We start from the raw sequence: 17,705 nt of genomic DNA, 5'->3' as shown, positions 1-17,705 counted from the left end.
TTCTGGGTATCCGGAATCAGTGGGCACAAGGCACAAAGGCATGTCGTCCCTATAAAACGAATGCAGACCGGAAAAATTAGCGTTTGAGAATAGAGGTCAGGAAGAGCATCCAGACATGCAACAGTCCACCCACACTGTGGCGAGGGGATTTATCCCCGCTGGGCTGCGAAGCAGCCCCCTCAGGAGAACAATCTCAATCAATCTGACAACCTGGGTTGACCATTTTCGGGGCCGCTGCGCAGCCCAGCGGGGATAAATCCCCTCGCCACAGTCGCCAACCCATGCCGTCGATGATGCACGCTCAACTGATCCTTGATCAGGCGCAGCACCCTGGCCTCGTGCTCATGGATAAAAAAGTGCCCACCCGCCAGCATGTCCACCGAAAAGCTGCCCGATGTCTCGCGACGCCAGCCGATCAGTTGCTCGGTGCTGGCCTTGTCGGTGGTGCCGCCGAGCACGTGCACCGGGCATTTGAGCGGCGCTCGGGTTCGCGGCTGGAAGCGCCCGCACAGCAGAAAATCCGCCCGCAGCACAGGCAAGGTCAGGGCCATCAGTTCTTCATTGGCCAATACTTCTTCGCTGGTGCCATTGAGGGTGCGCAGTTGCTCGATCAATTCGGTATCGGTTTTCGGCGTGGCAAACCCGCGATCGTAATCAGCGCGCATCGTCGGCGCCGCGGTGCCCGAGGCAAACAGCGCGACCAGTTCCGGGCAACCCAGCTCGCGCAAGGCATGGGCGATTTCGCAGGCCAGCAATGCGCCCAGGCTGTGGCCGAACAGCGCATAAGGGGCCTGGAGCATGGGGCGCAGTTCCCGGGCCAGTTGCATCGCCAACGGGCCCATGTCGGTGTGCAGCGGCTCGCCGAAACGCGCCCCGCGTCCCGGCAGTTCAACCGGCTGCACCTGCAGCCATTGCGGCACCTTGCGCCGCCAGCGGCTGTAAACCATGGCGCTGGCGCCGGAATACGGCAGGCATAGCAAGGTCAGTTGGGTCACTGCGGTTTTCTCCGATCCGTTGTGTATGGAAGATAACGAAGTGGCGACAGCCTGAATTAGTCAGCGTCGCCGTACCTGCCCCATGGCCTCTCACGCCCCCTATACTGGCGACACCTCGGCTCGCCCCATCGCAAGGAGAACGCCATGACCTGGTCTGCCAAGCAATACGTCACGTTTGAACAGGAACGCACCCGTCCGGCCCGGGACCTGCTGGCCGCCATCCCGCCGGGACAAGCACGCTCGGTGATCGACCTGGGGTGCGGCCCCGGCAATTCTACAGAACTGTTGGTGGAGCACTTTCCCGGCGCCGCGGTGCGCGGCCTGGACAGTTCCAGCGACATGATCCAGGCCGCCCGCCAGCGCCTGCCCGAAGTGACATTCGACACTGCGGACATCGGCCAATGGGACGAACCCGGCCCCTTCGATGTGATCTTCGCCAACGCGGTGCTGCAATGGCTGCCCGACCACGCGACCCTGCTGCCGTCACTGGTCAGCAAACTGGCCCAGGGTGGCAGCCTGGCCATCCAGATGCCCGACACGCTGCACCAGCCGTCCCACCGCTTGATGCGGGAGATCGCCGCCAATGGGCCCTGGGCCAGCCAGTTGGCCGGAGCCGCCGATACGCGCACGGAAGTGGCCGACGCCAGCCTGTACTACTCGATCCTCAAGCCCCATTGCACCCGCGTCGATGTGTGGCGCACCACCTACCATCACCCGCTAGCCGGGGGCGCCGCCGGCGTGGTGGAGTGGTTCAAGGGCAGCGGCTTGCGACCGTTTCTCGACCCGCTGGATGAGGTGCAACGCGGGCAATACCTGGAGCAGTATCTCAACGCCGTCGAACAGGCTTATCCAGCCCTGGACGATGGAACGGTGCTACTGCCCTTCCCCCGTGTGTTCATGGTCGCAACCCGCTAGGGTTAAATTTTCGCTCCCGGCCCTCGTTACCTGCTCAGACCAAAACCGACAAGAGTGACCGCCGTGGACCTGCAAACCATCCTGGGCAAACTGTTCGCCAACGCCGGCGCCGTTGGTATCGAAGGTGTTTTCCAATTCGTGTTCGGCCCCCAGCAGGCGTACTGGTCCGAGGTCAGAACCAGCAGCCGCACCCAGGCCGGTCGCCACAGCAGCCCCGACGTGATCATTGAAGTGGCGGAAAAGGACTTTCTCGGGATCATGGCCGGCCTGGCCAATGTCGAGGAGCTGTTTGCCAGCGGACGCCTGAAGATCGGCGGCAACATGGGCCTGGCGACGTTGTTGCCGCAGATCATCGAGCATGCCCGCCACGGCGCTAGCGCGGTGGAAAAGGTCGACATGAACAAGCGCTATCCCACCCCGCCGCGCTTCAGCGAAAAGCTCACCGCCAGCCTGCCGACCCAACGCAGCGTGGAGCGTCGGCCGCGTAGCGAGCTGACGGTGCAAGCGTTTCAGGCGCGCTACCTGCCCCATGGCATTCCGGTGGTCATCAGCAATGCCTTGCAGGACTGGCCGTTGTTCAAGCTCAGTCGCGAAGAATCCCTGGTGCATTTTGCCGAGCTGCAAGGCATCACCCGTCACGGCGACTACGTGAAGAAAACTTTCTCCACCGAGCGAGACTTCCGCTCCACGTCCATGGCCGATTTCATTGCTTCGCTGGACAACCCGGCGGTCAAGGGCGCCGATGGCGAACCGCCGGCCTACATGGGCAACAACATCCTGCCGGCGCAGTTGATGGAGCAAATCAACTACCCGCCCTATTTCGACCCGTCGCTGTTCATTCCACCGCGCATCTGGATCGGCCCAAAGGGCACCCTCACCCCGCTGCACCGCGACGACACCGACAACCTGTTCGCCCAGGTATGGGGCCAGAAAACCTTCACCCTCGCCGCGCCCCATCACCGCGAAGCCCTCGGCACCTGGTCCACGGCGCCCCAAGGCGGACTGGACGGCTGCGATTTCAACCCTGACGCGCCGGATTACCAGCGCTTCCCCCGCGCCCGTGACGTGACCTTCCTGCGGGTGACGCTGGAGGCCGGGGACCTGCTGTTCCTGCCTGAAGGCTGGTTCCATCAGGTGGAGTCGGTGTCCACTTCGCTGTCGGTGAATTTCTGGGTGAATTCGGGGCGTGGGTGGTGAGAGCTGACTTGGGGCAAGCTGCCTTTGTGGCGAGGGGATTTATCCCCGCTGGGCTGCGCAGCAGCCCCAAAACCTGGCAACGGTGATGAGGCATACAGTTTGAATGGGGCCGCTTCGCGCCCCAGCGAGGATAAATCCCCTCGCCACAGGTTTTGTGTTCGCGCCATGGGTGGCGCGAACATTCCATCGTGAAGATCGCTTCACCCAAATGAACTCCACGCACCTCATACCAGTCAGCAGGTAAAGCCCTCAACTCAAGGTGCTAGACCATGCAGATATCCCTCGCTCGACAGGTTGCCCTGGTCACCGGCGCCAGTTCCGGCATCGGTGCGGGCTCGGCCAAGGCATTGGCGGCGGCCGGTGCCGCGGTGGTGCTCAACTACCACTCCAGCGCCGGGCCGGCCGAAGCACTGGCCCGTCAGATCAACGAAACGGGTGGCCGCGCCGTTGCCATCGGCGCCGATGTGTCGAATGAGCAAGACGTCGAGCGGCTGTTCGCCCAGACCCTGGACGCCTTTGGTGCGCTGGACATTTTGATCGCCAATTCCGGCCTGCAAAAAGACGCCGCCGCCGTCGACATGAGCCTGGAGGACTGGAACACCGTGATCGGCGTCAACCTCACCGGCCAGTTCCTCTGCGCCCGCGCTGCACTGCGGATTTTCAACCAGCAAGGTATTCGCCAGGGCGTGTCCCGGGCCGCCGGCAAAATCATCCACATGAGTTCGGTGCACCAGCGCATCCCCTGGGCCGGTCACGTCAATTACGCAGCGTCCAAGGGCGGCGTCGATCTGCTGATGCAGAGTCTGGCCCAGGAAACCAGCCACCAGCGCATCCGCATCAACAGCATCGCGCCCGGTGCGATCCGCACGGCCATCAACCGCGAGGTCACCGAAGGGGAACAGGAGAAAAAATTGCTGGAGCTGATTCCTTACGGTCGTGTCGGCGATGTGGAAGATATCGCCAACGCAGTGGTCTGGCTGGCGTCAGACTTGTCCGATTATGTGGTGGGAACCACCTTGTTCATCGATGGCGGGATGAGCCTTTATCCGGGGTTTCGCGGCAATGGCTAACTATCACGAAACACAAAGCCCTATCGAGAACCACGGCATCATCGGCGACATGCGCAGTGCTGCGTTGGTGAATGACCGCGGCAGTGTCGACTTTTTCTGCTGGCCGGAATTCGACAGCCCATCGATTTTCTGCTCACTGTTGGACACGCCCGACGCGGGGATCTTTCAACTGGCCCCGGACCTGCCCCACGCCCGTCGCCAGCAAATCTACCTGCCTGACACCAACGTACTGCAAACCCGCTGGCTGAGTGATGGCGTGGTGGTGGAGATCACCGACATGCTGCCCATCGGCGACAGCGAGGACGACTTGCCGGTGCTGATGCGCAAGGTGCATATGACCGTCGGCCGCGCAACGTTTCGCATGCGCTGCGCGGTACGCCACGACTATGCGCGAGCCGCCACCACGGCGCGTCAGGACGGTGATCACGTCCTCTTCGAAGCAGCGCAACAACCGACCTTGCGCTTGTGTTCGGATCAGGCCATGACCCTGGACTGTCATGCCGCCATGGCTGAATTCACTCTGGAACAAGGCCAGACCGCCGAGTTCCTGCTGGGTGGCATCGACGACCCGCGCCTCACGAGCGACGCCAGCGCAATATGCCTGGAGCGAACCCTGGGGTTCTGGCGCGGCTGGATTGGCCAGTCCACCTATCGCGGGCGCTGGCGGGAAATGGTCAACCGCTCGGCCTTGGCCCTGAAACTGCTGACCTCACGCAAACACGGCGCCATCCTCGCCGCCGCGACCTTCGGCCTGCCGGAAACCCGTGGCGGCGAGCGCAACTGGGATTACCGCTACACCTGGATCCGCGATGCTTCCTTCACCGTTTACGCGTTCATGCGCCTGGGCTTCGTTGAAGAAGCTAACGCCTATATGCGTTTTCTGCGGGGCCGGGTCAGCGACTGCTGCGATCAGCCGATCAAACTCAACATTCTGTACGGCCTGGACGGCAGGTTGGAGTTACCAGAAGTCGAGCTGCCCCACCTCAGCGGCTTTGGTCATGCGCAGCCGGTGCGCATCGGCAACCTGGCCTACAAACAAGTGCAGCTGGATATCTTCGGCGAATTGATGGACGCGGTGTACCTGGTCAACAAGTACGGCGAAGCCATTTCCAATCAGGGCTGGAAACACGCCGTCAATGTGGTCGATCAGGTATGCGATATCTGGCAGGACAAAGACGTCGGCATCTGGGAAATGCGCGGCGAGAAGCAGCACTTCCTGCATTCGCGGCTGATGTGCTGGGTCGCCGTCGACCGCGCCATCCGCCTCGCGGTCAAACGCTCCTTGCCCGCGCCTTTCGCCCGCTGGGACCAGACTCGCCAGGCCATCTATGAAGACATCTGGACAAATTTCTGGAATGAGGAACGGCAGCATTTTGTCCAGCGCCTGGGCAGCACCGCTCTCGACGGTTCGATGTTGTTGATGCCGCTTGTGCGCTTCGTCAGCGCCCGCGACCCACGCTGGCTCTCGACCCTCGATGCCATTGAAAAAGACCTGGTGCGCGATGGCATGGTGTACCGCTACCGCAACGACGAAAGCGCCGTCGACGGCCTCAGCGGTATCGAAGGCTCGTTCGCCGCGTGTTCGTTCTGGTACGTCGAATGCCTGGCCCGCGCCGGCCGCGTGGAAAAAGCCCAGCTGGAGTTCGAACAACTGCTGCGCTACGCCAACCCGCTGGGCTTGTACGCCGAGGAGTTCGACAGCCACGGCTACCACCTGGGCAACACCCCCCAGGCTTTGACCCACCTGGCGCTGATCAGCGCCGCCAGTTTCCTGGACCGTAAATTGAGTGGGGACAAAACGCATTGGCAGCCGTGAACCGGGCTTGCGAGTGAACGCAATTCCCGCTTTTGTGGGAGCAAGGCTTGCCCGCGATGAAGGCGACTCGATTTCAGGACCGCGTCGCCTTCATCGCGGGCAAGCCTTGCTCCCACCCTGCACCACCAAAGCGCAGCACAACAAGTGGTGTATCTACTACCGCGTCGATTCTGCCACTTCGATGTCATCCAACGCTCGATTGGCCAGCAACGTACCCAGTTCAATCAACTGCTGAATCCCCAGCGCAACATGCCGCCGGGAACCTCCCAGCTCGAATGCCAGGTCACTGACCATGGCGTTGGCCGAAGCCAGGGTTTCGCTGAGGCTGGTCAGCACGGACTCGGTGTTGAGGCCCGGGACCACTGAAAATACCTGGCCGTCCCGGGTGTCGGGTTTGGCTGCGGGAGACAAGTGAACATTCAGCGCCCGATCGGCGGCTTCGCGGAGTTTTTTTGTGTCGAGGGTGGTGTAGGCGGACAGGTTTTCGGCTTTTGGGGAGGTGATCTTATCCATCGTGAAACTCCTAGCTTGAAATTGAGTTCACCGACCTCGCGACTTAAAGCGCTGAGGTTGGCGCGTGTGCGCCTGACATTGGACGGGTGACCAAACCCGGTCGCTGATTTTGCAGCGACCGGCACAGCCTATCCCCGCTGTTTCCGAACCGGCAACCGCCACGACTCGTCAGAAAATTCCGGCTCACCTATTTTTTTGTAGGAACTCCACACCCTTGTGGCGAGGGGATTTATCCCCTCACCACAGAGAACAGGGTGTAACGACTATCGCGTAGGCTCTGCCACTTCGATGTCATCCAACGCTCGATTGGCCAGCAACGTACCCAGTTCAATCAACTGCTGAATCCCCAGCGCAACATGCCGCCGGGAACCTTCCAGCTCGAATGCCAGGTCACTGACCATGGCGTTGGCCGAAGCCAGGGTTTCGCTGAGGCTGGTCAGCACGGACTCGGTGTTGAGGCCCGGGACCACTGAAAATACCTGGCCGTCCCGGGTGTCGGGTTTGGCTGCGGGAGACAAGTGAACATTCAGCGCCCGATCGGCGGCTTTGCGGAGTTTTTTTGTGTCGAGGGTGGTGTAGGCGGACAGGTTTTCGGCGCGTGGAGGGTTGGGGGTGATCTTGACCATTTGTGAAGCTCCATTCAAAAGTGGAGTTCGCCGTTTCCGCGACCAAGCAGGAGGGTGGCGAACTGTACGCAGGTTGGTCGACCAGGGAATGGAAACCCGGCAGGGCCAGAAGCCCTCCCACGCACAGTCAGCCATAAAGCAGACAGCCGCTCGCGCGGCACCGTGCGCCATTCTAAACCCGGGCGACCAAACCCGGTCGCTGATTTTGCAGCGACCGGCAAAGCCTAGCCCCGCCGTTTCCGAACCGGCAACCGCCACGACTCGTCAGAAAATTCCGGTTCACCTATTTTTTTGTAGGAACACCACACCCTTGTGGCGAGGGGATTTATCCCCGCTGGGCTGCGTAGCAGCCCCTCCAGAGGCCAATCCAATTCGCCAGACAGACCGAGTTGACCGTTTTCGGGGCTGCTACGCAGCCCAGCGGGGATAAATCCCCTCGCCACAGAAGCGGGCACCGATATTTCTCCATCTATCGCTACTACCTGTTTCAGGTTGCCAGCCCCGCAAACCCCTCCTAAGATCGATGCACTCAAGGGTGCAGCGGAGCTGCCCGATAAAACCCGATTCAAGGATCTGACATGACCCATGTAAAACGCTCTATCACCGCTGCGCCGCGAACAGGCCTGACCCGGGAAGACCTCTGGGAAGGCCAGGACAAGGGCCTGATCAAATGCTGGGAAATCGGCCGCGACCGGGCGCTGAAGTTTCCCGAGCTGGCGCAACGTTGCCTGGCCGGTGAATTGCCGGTGCTCGGCTGGAAAGGCGGTGTCAGCCGCAGCCTGAAGAAAAACGAAAAGTTCGGCTGCCTCAAATACCTCGCTCAATGGCAGGGCCTGCGCGGTGAAGACCTGGACATCGACCTGTCCCAGGACCGCACCCTGACCTGCTCCAGCACGAACATGATCGTGACCTTCACGCCAGATCGGGCCAAATACGTGAATCAGGAACCCGCATAACGGCAACCGAGCCGTGCAGGAGGTCGACATGAACCAGGCGCCCAGAATCAACTTCGCGGTGACGCCTCTGCTGCGCATCGCCTACGAAGAGCACGGCCCCGCCAGCGGTGCGCCGGTCATTCTGCTCCACGGTTTCCCTTACGACCCCAGGGCCTTTGATGAAGTCGCACCGGCCCTGGCCCTGCGCGGCTATTGGGTCATCGTGCCGTACCTGCGCGGCTACGGCCCGACCCGGTTCAATAACCCGAGCATCCTGCGTTCCGGCCAGCAAGCGGCGCTGGCCCAGGATCTGCTGGACCTGATGCAGGCACTCGCCATCCCTCAAGCAGCGTTGTGCGGCTACGACTGGGGCGGTCGGGCCGCGTGTATCGTGGCGGCGTTGTGGCCCGAACGGGTTCGCTGCTTGGTGACCGGGGATGGCTATAACTTGCAGGACATTCCCCGCTCGGCACAGCCGCTGGCCCCTGAGACCGAGCACAGATTGTGGTACCAGTATTACTTCCATAGCGCTCGCGGCGTCGAGGGCCTGACGCAGAACCGGCGCGAACTGTGCCAGTTGCTCTGGCGCCTGTGGTCACCCACCTGGAAGCGCGGCACAGCGCTGTTTCCCCTCAGTGCCCCGTCTTTCGACAACCCGGATTTCGTCGAGGTGGTGATTCATTCCTACCGCCATCGCTTCATGTACGCACCGGGCGACCCGACGCTGGAGTGGATGGAGGAACGACTGACCGCGCAACCGGCCATCAGTGTGCCGAGCATCTCCCTGTGCGGTGCCGACGATGGCGTTGGGCCTGCAGTTGAGTTCGACGAAGACGCCGAACATTTCAGCGGTTTCTACGAGCGTCGGGTGCTCAGCGGCGTCGGCCACAACATTCCCCAGGAAGCCCCCCAGGCCACGCTCAGGGCATTGCTGGATCTGCTTGAAGGCTGACCGCGAAACGCTCGCGATATGCCTGGGGCGTCACGCCCATGGCCCGCAGGAAACTGCGACGCAGGGTTTCTTCGCTGCCAAAGCCGCATTGCACTGCTACCCGTTTGATCGACAGTGCAGAGTCGGCCAACAGCCGGCGGGCGGTCTCCACGCGAATCAGTTCCACCGCCCGTGCCGGCGTCTGGCCGGTGTCGGCGCGGTAGTGACGCACGAAACTGCGCTCGCTCATCCCCGCCTCGGCCGCCAGATTCGGCAAGCCCAGGTCCAGGGTGAGGTTTTCCGCGATCCAGGCGTGCAGGTCGTCAAAACGACTGCCCTGATTCTGCAGTGACAAGGTCACGCTGAATTGTGATTGCCCGCCCGGACGCTTGAGGAACACCACCAGTTGCCGGGCGACTTCCAGGGCGATGGCGCGGCCTAAATCGTCTTCCACCAGGGCCAACGCCAGGTCGATGCCGGCCGTAACCCCGGCCGAAGTCCAGACCGGACCGTCGTTGATAAAAATCGGGTTGGGTTCGACCCGCAGTTGCGGGTGCTGCCTGGCCAGTTGTTCACAACGGGTCCAGTGTGTGACCACTCGCCGTCCGTCCAACCAACCGCTGGCGGCCAGCAGGAACGCCCCGGTACACACCGACGCCACGCGTCGCGAGCGCAGGCCATGGTCCCTGACCCAAGCCACCAGCGCCGTGTCCTTTGCCGCCTCGTACACCCCCCAACCGCCAGCGATGAGCAATGTATCGCTGCCTTCGCTCGGCAGCGGCTCGGCCAGCAGCGTCAGCCCCGCCGACGACATCACCGCCCCGCCGCCGGCAGCTATCACGGTCGGCGCGTAAGGCAACGGCAAGCCTTGCTGGCGTGCCAGATCATTGGCCGAAGCAAAGACCTGCAAGGGCCCGGTGACATCCAGCACCTGCACGTTGGCGAAGGCCAATACATGAACGGTTTTCGGTGGATTTTGCATATTGGCGTGATTCGTGGGTTTATTGGCGTATACGCCAGAGCCTACGGGCCTAAAGTTAAACCGTCCACCCTCAGGCATTACTTCAGGAGAAAGCGCCATGGCGTTGCAGATCGGTTTTCTGTTATTCCCCCAGCTTCAACAACTGGACCTCACCGGCCCTTATGACGTGCTGGCCTCGCTACCAGACGTGAAGGTGCACCTGATCTGGAAAGACCTGGCCCCAGTCACCGCCAGCACCGGACTGGTGTTACTACCGACCACCACGTTCCAAGACTGTCCGAAGCTCGATGTGATCTGCATCCCAGGTGGCAGCGGTGTCGGGCCGTTGATGGAAGACGAGCAGACGTTGACTTTCATCAAGCAACAGGCGGCCCACGCTCAATACATCACCTCCGTGTGCACCGGCTCACTGGTGCTTGGTGCGGCGGGCCTGTTGCGGGGTAAACGGGCCACCACCCACTGGGCCTATCACAGTTTGCTGCAACCCCTGGGCGCCACACCGGTCAAGGAGCGCGTGGTACGCGACGGCAACCTGTTCACCGGGGGTGGCATCACCGCCGGGATCGATTTTGCCTTGACCCTGGCGGCCGAACTGTTCGACCAAGACACCGCCGAACTGGTCCAGCTACAGCTTGAATACGCCCCGGCCCCGCCGTTCACCGCCGGCTGCCCGGACACCGCGCCGACCCAAGTGTTGGATGAAGCCAAACGGCGCGCAGCAGAGTCGTTTCGAGTGCGCTCGCAGATTACTCAACGAGCAGCGGCACGATTGGCGCTGCAATAACGATTAACGCCTGGAGAATCTCCTGCCGGGTCGATTCAATTCAGAACGGGCTGGCCGTCGGACGCACCACCAGTTCGCTGACGTCCACATCGGCCGGCTGCTCAATGGCGTAGGCAATCGCCCGGGCAATCGCCTCGGCGGGAATGGCGATCCGGCGAAACTCGTGCATCTCGGCGCGCCCGCCTTCATCGGAAATGCTTTCGGCCAACTCCGACTCGGTTACGCCAGGGGAAATCACCGTCACCCGCACGTCACCGCCAACCTCCTGGCGCAAACCCTCGGAAATCGCCCGCACGGCGAACTTGGTGGCGCAATACACCGCTGCGGTCGGGCTGACCGTGTAGGCACCAATGGAAGCGATGTTGATGAACTGGCCACTGCGCTGGCGTTGCATCAAAGGCAAACCGGCGGCGATGCCGTGGAGTACGCCACGAATGTTGACGTCGATCATGCGATCCCACTCGTCAACTTTCAGCGCCTCGAGTTTGGAGAGTGGCATGACCCCGGCGTTGTTGACGATCACATCGACCTTGCCGAATCGCTCGACAGCGAAGTCGATCAGGCTCTGGACGTCATCACGACGCGTCACGTCTACGGCTTTGCATGCTGCCTGCTGGCCCTCGGCTGCGAGTTCCTGCACCAGTGCCTGCAAACGATCGACGCGCCGCGCACCCAGCACCACTCGGGCGCCCTGGGCAGCCAGCAACCGTGCGGCGGCTTCGCCAATACCGCTGCTGGCGCCGGTGATGACCACAACTTTATTTTGAATAGCGGACATGATGGTTTCCTCGTCTGGAAGTATTGCCCCCCGTTGGGAGCGTTTTGACAGGTCCAGATTAAGGAGCAGATCCGTGTCTGGGTTAGCCGGATCCTCCTGCGCCCTTGCACGATCCTGTAGCGATAAAACCGACTCTGGTCGCCGGGCGTACAATCGGTTTTACTAGCGCGGTCCGCGCATTTGGCCAGGGAGATAGATCGGCATGTCGGTATCCACGCCCTTACACGTAGCGCCTGACGACGGCGTCAACCAGCGCCGTGCCGAACTGGCGGAACTAATGAAGCGCTTCGCCCCGGGATTCGGCGTTCATCCCACGGCCATCGAGGCCTTGCACCTGATCCGTAGCGACCAGCCAACCGAAGCCCTGCACACGGTCCACAAACCCGGTTTGTGCGTGATCGTCCAGGGGCGCAAAGAGGTTCGGCTGGCGGATGAATGTTACGTCTATGATTCGCTCAACTACCTGGTGGTCTCGGTTACCCTGCCGTTGGCTGGCCAGGTGATCGAAGCCAGCCCCGAGCACCCCTACCTGTGTATTCGTCTGGATATCGACCCGGCGCAGATCTGTCGTCTGATCGCCGACGCCAACCCCATCGAGGTACCGACCCAACGGACCGGTCGCGGGTTATTCCTGGACCGCATCGATGCGCCACTGCTCGATGCGGTGTTGCGCTTGCTGCGGCTGTTGGAGAGTCCAGACGATATCGCCACTCTCGCGCCCTTGGCCCAACAGGAGATTTTTTACCGACTGCTACGGGGTGCCCAGGGCCAGCGCTTGCACGAAATTGCCATCCCCGACACGCAAACCCACCGTATCAATCGCGCAATCGAGTGGCTCAACACTCATTATGCCGAACCGCTGAGCATCGATAGCCTGGCACAAATGATCAATCTCAGCCCTTCGGCACTGCATCATCGCTTTAAGGCCGTGACCGCCATGAGCCCGCTGCAATACCAGAAACAGCTGCGCCTGCAGGAAGCCCGACGGCTGCTGCTGGCGGAGAACAGCGACGTTTCGTCAATCGGCTACAAAATGGGCTATGAAAGCCCCTCGCAATTCAGCCGCGAATACAGCCGTCTGTTCGGCGCCTCGCCGAGCAAGGACATCGCCCGGCTGCGTGCCCAGCTCTTGCAGGCAAGTAGTGCCTGATCCCGTACACAAATAGGATCAGGCAAATCAGGGGCAGTATCTGTCTAATGGCACCTCCCTCCTCGCCCTTACTCTGAACTCATGCAGCAAGACAACCGTCCGGGCTGCAGCGGGTTCAGCAGATCGCGACATCTGAACGACCCGGCATTCAACCCCTTTGATACGACCGGAGTCATTGCCATGAAAACTTTCAGTTCCTTGATCGCCGTTACCACCTTCGTATTGAGCGTCAGTGCCTTTGCCCTGCCGAGCCAGCAGCAGGACCGTTTCTTTACCCAAACGTTGGGATATCAGAAGGCTGTGGCCGCTGACGGTTCGGACCGCACCATGGCGCGACGCCTGGCGTGATAGGTCGGCTTTTCTGCAGACGAAAAAAAACCCGCCGAGGCGGGTTTTTCCAAGACCATTACGACTCCCTGTCGATAGCCATCCTTGCAAGGTCGATCGTCCCTGATCCTGAAGCACTCCCTGTGCTTCAGTGGATGAGTACAGATTACGCATCGGATCCAAAACGCAACAGACGAGATAGTGACCATGACGTGTAAGACATTCGCTATAGCAGCCCTTCCGTAAACCCTTAGATTGCTCGGGCACTGAGGATCAGGCCTTGGCCAGGAATGCTTCGATGTTCGCCATCTGCTCGTCCCAGCCACGGCTGTCCATACGAAAAGCCTTAAGTCGGCGCGCCTCAGGGATACCGTTAAAACCCGACTCCACCACTTTGAGCAAAGTGCCGCCATCCATGTCTTCAAGTTCGAACTGAACCCTCGTTTCCGGTTCCTGGGAGTAGTCCACCTGCGGTTCAATGGCGTACGGATGCCAACGAAACGAAAAAACCCGCTCCGGCTCGACCCGCTCTACCGCAACGTCCCAGATGAGGTGTTCATAGCCTGGATAGGTGATCTGCCCCTGGGTACGGTCGCCCGCGACAAATCGCTTGCCCTCAAGCGCGACGCCGAACCACTGACCGAAGGCTTCGGCATTGGCCAAGGCCCGCCAGACCTGAGAGCGCGGTGCCTTGAGCAGAATTTTTCTTTCGATGCGATCGGATGAATGCATGAGTCACCTCCTGTGTTTAACAGTAGGCCTGTAAGACCACAAGGCCAACCAGAAAGTTGTATCGACGCAGCGTTTGGGTACACTCCTTCGGCATTTGTAACCCCATCAAGGAGAGATCGACCATGTCCCCACGCTTGTTTCTGGGCCTGACACCGCTGCTTTTTATCGGCGTCGTCCAAGCCAATGACTGCGCCAATGCGACCACCCAGGGAGCGATGAACCAGTGCGCAGCCCAAGAGAACAAAGCCGCTGACGACGAGCTGAACAGTCTGTACAAGCAGATCACTGCGCGTCTGAAAGATGACCCGCAGGCCAAGCAATTACTGGTCAAGGCACAGCGGGCCTGGATCAGCTTCCGTGACGCCGAATGCAATTTTTCTGCGTCCGGGGTCGAAGGGGGTAGCGTCTATCCGCTGATTCACAGCAATTGCACCACTGCCGTAACCAAGGCCCGGGTCGAGACGTTCAAGACCTACCTCAAGTGCGAAGAAGGCGACCTGAGCTGCCCGGTCCCTGGGGCTTGACCACCTGATGCAAAAAAAGGATGACCTCTTCAAGTCATCCTTTTTTAGGTACAAAAACAAAACCCCTACCTGCGTCAGCAGATAGGGGTTTCGGAATTTAATCTTGACGATGACCTACTCTCACATGGGGAAACCCCACACTACCATCGGCGATGCATCGTTTCACTGCTGAGTTCGGGATGGGATCAGGTGGTTCCAATGCTCTATGGTCGTCAAGAAATTCGGTAGCCGGTGCGTGCCTTGCGGTCACGTGCCAGCGAATGGGTATGCGATAGATTTGTGTGTTGTGCGAACTTTCGGTTCATAGCGTCTTCACACACCGCAATCTGGTGCCCTTGATGTATCGGGTCAACAAATTGCTTGGGTGTTATATGGTCAAGCCTCACGGGCAATTAGTATGGGTTAGCTCAACGCCTCACAGCGCTTACACACCCCACCTATCAACGTCGTAGTCTTCGACGGCCCTTCAGGGGACTCAAGGTCCCAGTGAGATCTCATCTTGAGGCAAGTTTCCCGCTTAGATGCTTTCAGCGGTTATCTTTTCCGAACATAGCTACCCGGCAATGCCACTGGCGTGACAACCGGAACACCAGAGGTTCGTCCACTCCGGTCCTCTCGTACTAGGAGCAGCCCCTCTCAAATCTCAAACGTCCACGGCAGATAGGGACCGAACTGTCTCACGACGTTCTAAACCCAGCTCGCGTACCACTTTAAATGGCGAACAGCCATACCCTTGGGACCGGCTTCAGCCCCAGGATGTGATGAGCCGACATCGAGGTGCCAAACACCGCCGTCGATATGAACTCTTGGGCGGTATCAGCCTGTTATCCCCGGAGTACCTTTTATCCGTTGAGCGATGGCCCTTCCATACAGAACCACCGGATCACTAAGACCTACTTTCGTACCTGCTCGACGTGTCTGTCTCGCAGTCAAGCGCGCTTTTGCCTTTATACTCTACGACCGATTTCCGACCGGTCTGAGCGCACCTTCGTACTCCTCCGTTACTCTTTAGGAGGAGACCGCCCCAGTCAAACTACCCACCATACACTGTCCTCGATCCGGATAACGGACCTGAGTTAGAACCTCAAAGTTGCCAGGGTGGTATTTCAAGGTTGGCTCCACGCGAACTGGCGTCCACGCTTCAAAGCCTCCCACCTATCCTACACAAGCAAATTCAAAGTCCAGTGCAAAGCTATAGTAAAGGTTCACGGGGTCTTTCCGTCTAGCCGCGGATACACTGCATCTTCACAGCGATTTCAATTTCACTGAGTCTCGGGTGGAGACAGCGCCGCCATCGTTACGCCATTCGTGCAGGTCGGAACTTACCCGACAAGGAATTTCGCTACCTTAGGACCGTTATAGTTACGGCCGCCGTTTACCGGGGCTTCGATCAAGAGCTTCGCGTTAGCTAACCCCATCAATTAACCTTCCGGCACCGGGCAGGCGTCACACCCTATACGTCCACTTTCGTGTTTGCAGAGTGCTGTGTTTTTAATAAACAGTCGCAGCGGCCTGGTATCTTCGACCGGCGTGGGCTTACGCAGCAAGTGCTTCACCCTCACCGGCGCACCTTCTCCCGAAGTTACGGTGCCATTTTGCCTAGTTCCTTCACCCGAGTTCTCTCAAGCGCCTTGGTATTCTCTACCCAACCACCTGTGTCGGTTTGGGGTACGGTTCCTGGTTACCTGAAGCTTAGAAGCTTTTCTTGGAAGCATGGCATCAACCACTTCGTCACCCAAAGGGTAACTCGTCATCAGCTCTCGGCCTTAGAATCCCGGATTTACCTAAGATTCCAGCCTACCACCTTAAACTTGGACAACCAACGCCAAGCTGGCCTAGCCTTCTCCGTCCCTCCATCGCAATAACCAGAAGTACAGGAATATTAACCTGTTTTCCATCGACTACGCTTTTCAGCCTCGCCTTAGGGACCGACTAACCCTGCGTCGATTAACGTTGCGCAGGAAACCTTGGTCTTTCGGCGTGGGTGTTTTTCACACCCATTGTCGTTACTCATGTCAGCATTCGCACTTCTGATACCTCCAGCAAGCTTCTCAACTCACCTTCACAGGCTTACAGAACGCTCCTCTACCGCATCACCTAAGTGATACCCGTAGCTTCGGTGTATGGTTTGAGCCCCGTTACATCTTCCGCGCAGGCCGACTCGACTAGTGAGCTATTACGCTTTCTTTAAAGGGTGGCTGCTTCTAAGCCAACCTCCTAGCTGTCTAAGCCTTCCCACATCGTTTCCCACTTAACCATAACTTTGGGACCTTAGCTGACGGTCTGGGTTGTTTCCCTTTTCACGACGGCGTTAGCCCCGCCGTGTGTCTCCCATGCTCGGCACTTGTAGGTATTCGGAGTTTGCATCGGTTTGTAAGTCGGGTGACCCCCTAGCCGAAACAGTGCTCTACCCCCTACAGTGATACATGAGGCGCTACCTAAATAGCTTTCGAGGAGAACCAGCTATCTCCGAGCTTGATTAGCCTTTCACTCCGATCCACAGGTCATCCGCTAACTTTTCAACGGTAGTCGGTTCGGTCCTCCAGTTAGTGTTACCCAACCTTCAACCTGCCCATGGATAGATCGCCCGGTTTCGGGTCTATTCCCAGCGACTAGACGCCCTATTAAGACTCGCTTTCGCTACGCCTCCCCTATTCGGTTAAGCTCGCCACTGAAATAAGTCGCTGACCCATTATACAAAAGGTACGCAGTCACCCAACAAAGTGGGCTCCCACTGCTTGTACGCATACGGTTTCAGGATCTATTTCACTCCCCTCTCCGGGGTTCTTTTCGCCTTTCCCTCACGGTACTAGTTCACTATCGGTCAGTCAGTAGTATTTAGCCTTGGAGGATGGTCCCCCCATATTCAGACAAAGTTTCTCGTGCTCCGTCCTACTCGATTTCATGACTAAGAGATTTTCGCGTACAGGGCTATCACCCACTATGGCCGCCCTTTCCAGAGCGTTCCGCTAATCTCAAAGCCACTTAAGGGCTAGTCCCCGTTCGCTCGCCACTACTAAGGGAATCTCGGTTGATTTCTTTTCCTCAGGGTACTTAGATGTTTCAGTTCCCCTGGTTCGCCTCTTGCACCTATGTATTCAGTACAAGATAACCATCTTATGATGGCTGGGTTCCCCCATTCAGACATCTCCGGATCACAGTCTGTTTGCCGACTCCCCGAAGCTTTTCGCAGGCTACCACGTCTTTCATCGCCTCTGACTGCCAAGGCATCCACCGTATGCGCTTCTTCACTTGACCATATAACCCCAAGCAATCTGGTTATACTGTGAAGACGACATTCGCCGAAAATTCGCGATTAAACTCACAAATTTTACCTTAGCCTGATCCGTTACCAGTGAAAGTAACGTTCAGTCTATCTTTCTATCACATACCCAAATTTTTAAAGAACGATCTAATCAAAAGACTAGAA

General features: G+C 59.2%; 16 protein-coding genes and 2 rRNA genes. 10 read left to right on the top strand and 8 right to left on the bottom strand.

The window, feature by feature from the left end:
- Positions 1 to 197: 197 nt before the first annotated feature.
- Positions 198 to 995, bottom strand: coding sequence for a thioesterase II family protein (locus PSH57_RS08685; protein ID WP_305389000.1), 798 nt, complete (start codon positions 993 to 995; stop codon positions 198 to 200).
- Positions 996 to 1,139: 144 nt separating this feature from the next.
- On the opposite strand from PSH57_RS08685, the gene tam reads away from it, so the two are divergent.
- The 4 genes from tam (at position 1,140) to PSH57_RS08665 (ending at position 5,993) form a co-directional block, all read left to right on the top strand.
- The gene (gene tam, locus PSH57_RS08680) at positions 1,140 to 1,910 is read left to right on the top strand and encodes a trans-aconitate 2-methyltransferase (protein ID WP_305388999.1); all 771 of its coding nucleotides are present in this window, start codon (positions 1,140 to 1,142) and stop codon (positions 1,908 to 1,910) included.
- A 63-nt stretch (positions 1,911 to 1,973) separates the two neighbouring features.
- Complete coding sequence (locus tag PSH57_RS08675) at positions 1,974 to 3,107, top strand: cupin-like domain-containing protein (RefSeq protein ID WP_305388998.1); 1,134 nt, start codon at positions 1,974 to 1,976, stop codon at positions 3,105 to 3,107.
- Positions 3,108 to 3,376: 269 nt separating this feature from the next.
- Positions 3,377 to 4,177 carry an SDR family oxidoreductase gene (locus tag PSH57_RS08670; RefSeq protein ID WP_305388997.1) on the top strand — a complete coding sequence of 267 codons (801 nt, stop codon included), beginning with the start codon at positions 3,377 to 3,379 and terminating at the stop codon, positions 4,175 to 4,177.
- Positions 4,170 to 5,993 carry a glycoside hydrolase family 15 protein gene (locus PSH57_RS08665; protein WP_305388996.1) on the top strand — a complete coding sequence of 608 codons (1,824 nt, stop codon included), beginning with the start codon at positions 4,170 to 4,172 and terminating at the stop codon, positions 5,991 to 5,993. Before PSH57_RS08670 ends, PSH57_RS08665 begins: the two co-directional genes overlap by 8 nt.
- Positions 5,994 to 6,149: 156 nt before the next feature.
- Here PSH57_RS08665 and PSH57_RS08660 read toward each other — a convergent pair whose 3' ends face one another.
- Positions 6,150 to 6,506 (bottom strand): DUF6124 family protein, encoded by a 357-nt coding sequence (locus tag PSH57_RS08660; RefSeq protein ID WP_305388995.1) that lies wholly within the window; start codon positions 6,504 to 6,506, stop codon positions 6,150 to 6,152.
- A gap of 263 nt (positions 6,507 to 6,769) precedes the next feature.
- Positions 6,770 to 7,132: a DUF6124 family protein gene (locus tag PSH57_RS08655; RefSeq protein ID WP_305388994.1), complete on the bottom strand. Its 363-nt coding sequence runs from the start codon at positions 7,130 to 7,132 to the stop codon at positions 6,770 to 6,772.
- Between the two features lie 578 nt (positions 7,133 to 7,710).
- Between PSH57_RS08655 and PSH57_RS08650 the strand changes: the two genes are divergently transcribed.
- Entirely contained in the window at positions 7,711 to 8,088 is a 378-nt protein-coding gene (locus PSH57_RS08650) for a hypothetical protein (protein ID WP_305388993.1), read from the top strand.
- 28 nt (positions 8,089 to 8,116) lie between these two features.
- On the top strand, positions 8,117 to 9,019 hold the full coding sequence (locus tag PSH57_RS08645) for an alpha/beta fold hydrolase (protein WP_305388992.1): 903 nt from the start codon (positions 8,117 to 8,119) through the stop codon (positions 9,017 to 9,019).
- On the opposite strand, the gene PSH57_RS08640 is transcribed toward PSH57_RS08645, so the two are convergent.
- Positions 8,988 to 9,980, bottom strand: coding sequence for a GlxA family transcriptional regulator (locus PSH57_RS08640; RefSeq protein ID WP_305388990.1), 993 nt, complete (start codon positions 9,978 to 9,980; stop codon positions 8,988 to 8,990). The two genes, PSH57_RS08645 and PSH57_RS08640, sit on opposite strands and share 32 nt — an antisense overlap.
- A 97-nt stretch (positions 9,981 to 10,077) precedes the next feature.
- Here PSH57_RS08640 and inhA point away from each other — a divergent pair, with 97 nt between their 5' ends.
- Positions 10,078 to 10,764, top strand: a complete 687-nt coding sequence (gene inhA / locus PSH57_RS08635) for an isonitrile hydratase (protein WP_305388989.1) — start codon at positions 10,078 to 10,080, stop codon at positions 10,762 to 10,764.
- Positions 10,765 to 10,804: 40 nt separating this feature from the next.
- Here inhA and PSH57_RS08630 read toward each other — a convergent pair whose 3' ends face one another.
- Entirely contained in the window at positions 10,805 to 11,542 is a 738-nt protein-coding gene (locus tag PSH57_RS08630; protein WP_305388988.1) for an SDR family oxidoreductase, read from the bottom strand.
- Positions 11,543 to 11,744: 202 nt separating this feature from the next.
- Here PSH57_RS08630 and PSH57_RS08625 point away from each other — a divergent pair, with 202 nt between their 5' ends.
- Both PSH57_RS08625 and PSH57_RS08620 read left to right on the top strand, forming a co-directional pair.
- The gene (locus PSH57_RS08625) at positions 11,745 to 12,692 is read left to right on the top strand and encodes an AraC family transcriptional regulator (protein ID WP_305388986.1); all 948 of its coding nucleotides are present in this window, start codon (positions 11,745 to 11,747) and stop codon (positions 12,690 to 12,692) included.
- A gap of 180 nt (positions 12,693 to 12,872) precedes the next feature.
- Entirely contained in the window at positions 12,873 to 13,040 is a 168-nt protein-coding gene (locus PSH57_RS08620; protein ID WP_305388985.1) for a hypothetical protein, read from the top strand.
- 252 nt (positions 13,041 to 13,292) lie between these two features.
- On the opposite strand, the gene PSH57_RS08615 is transcribed toward PSH57_RS08620, so the two are convergent.
- A complete protein-coding gene (locus PSH57_RS08615; protein WP_256232502.1) occupies positions 13,293 to 13,751 on the bottom strand; it encodes an SRPBCC family protein in 459 nt (152 codons plus the stop codon).
- Positions 13,752 to 13,873: 122 nt separating this feature from the next.
- Here PSH57_RS08615 and PSH57_RS08610 point away from each other — a divergent pair, with 122 nt between their 5' ends.
- Positions 13,874 to 14,275, top strand: coding sequence for a lysozyme inhibitor LprI family protein (locus tag PSH57_RS08610; RefSeq protein ID WP_305388984.1), 402 nt, complete (start codon positions 13,874 to 13,876; stop codon positions 14,273 to 14,275).
- A gap of 101 nt (positions 14,276 to 14,376) precedes the next feature.
- Here PSH57_RS08610 and rrf read toward each other — a convergent pair.
- Together rrf and PSH57_RS08600 are read right to left on the bottom strand one after the other, a co-directional pair.
- Positions 14,377 to 14,492 (bottom strand): 5S ribosomal RNA (gene rrf, locus PSH57_RS08605).
- A 154-nt stretch (positions 14,493 to 14,646) separates the two neighbouring features.
- Positions 14,647 to 17,533, bottom strand: a 23S ribosomal RNA gene (locus PSH57_RS08600).
- Between the last annotated feature and the right edge of the window lie 172 nt (positions 17,534 to 17,705).

The organism is Pseudomonas hefeiensis (assembly GCF_030687835.1).
GTDB lineage: Bacteria > Pseudomonadota > Gammaproteobacteria > Pseudomonadales > Pseudomonadaceae > Aquipseudomonas > Aquipseudomonas hefeiensis.
The sequence above is the reverse complement of the archived record's forward strand: the minus strand, read 5'-3'. Positions and strand labels throughout refer to the sequence as shown.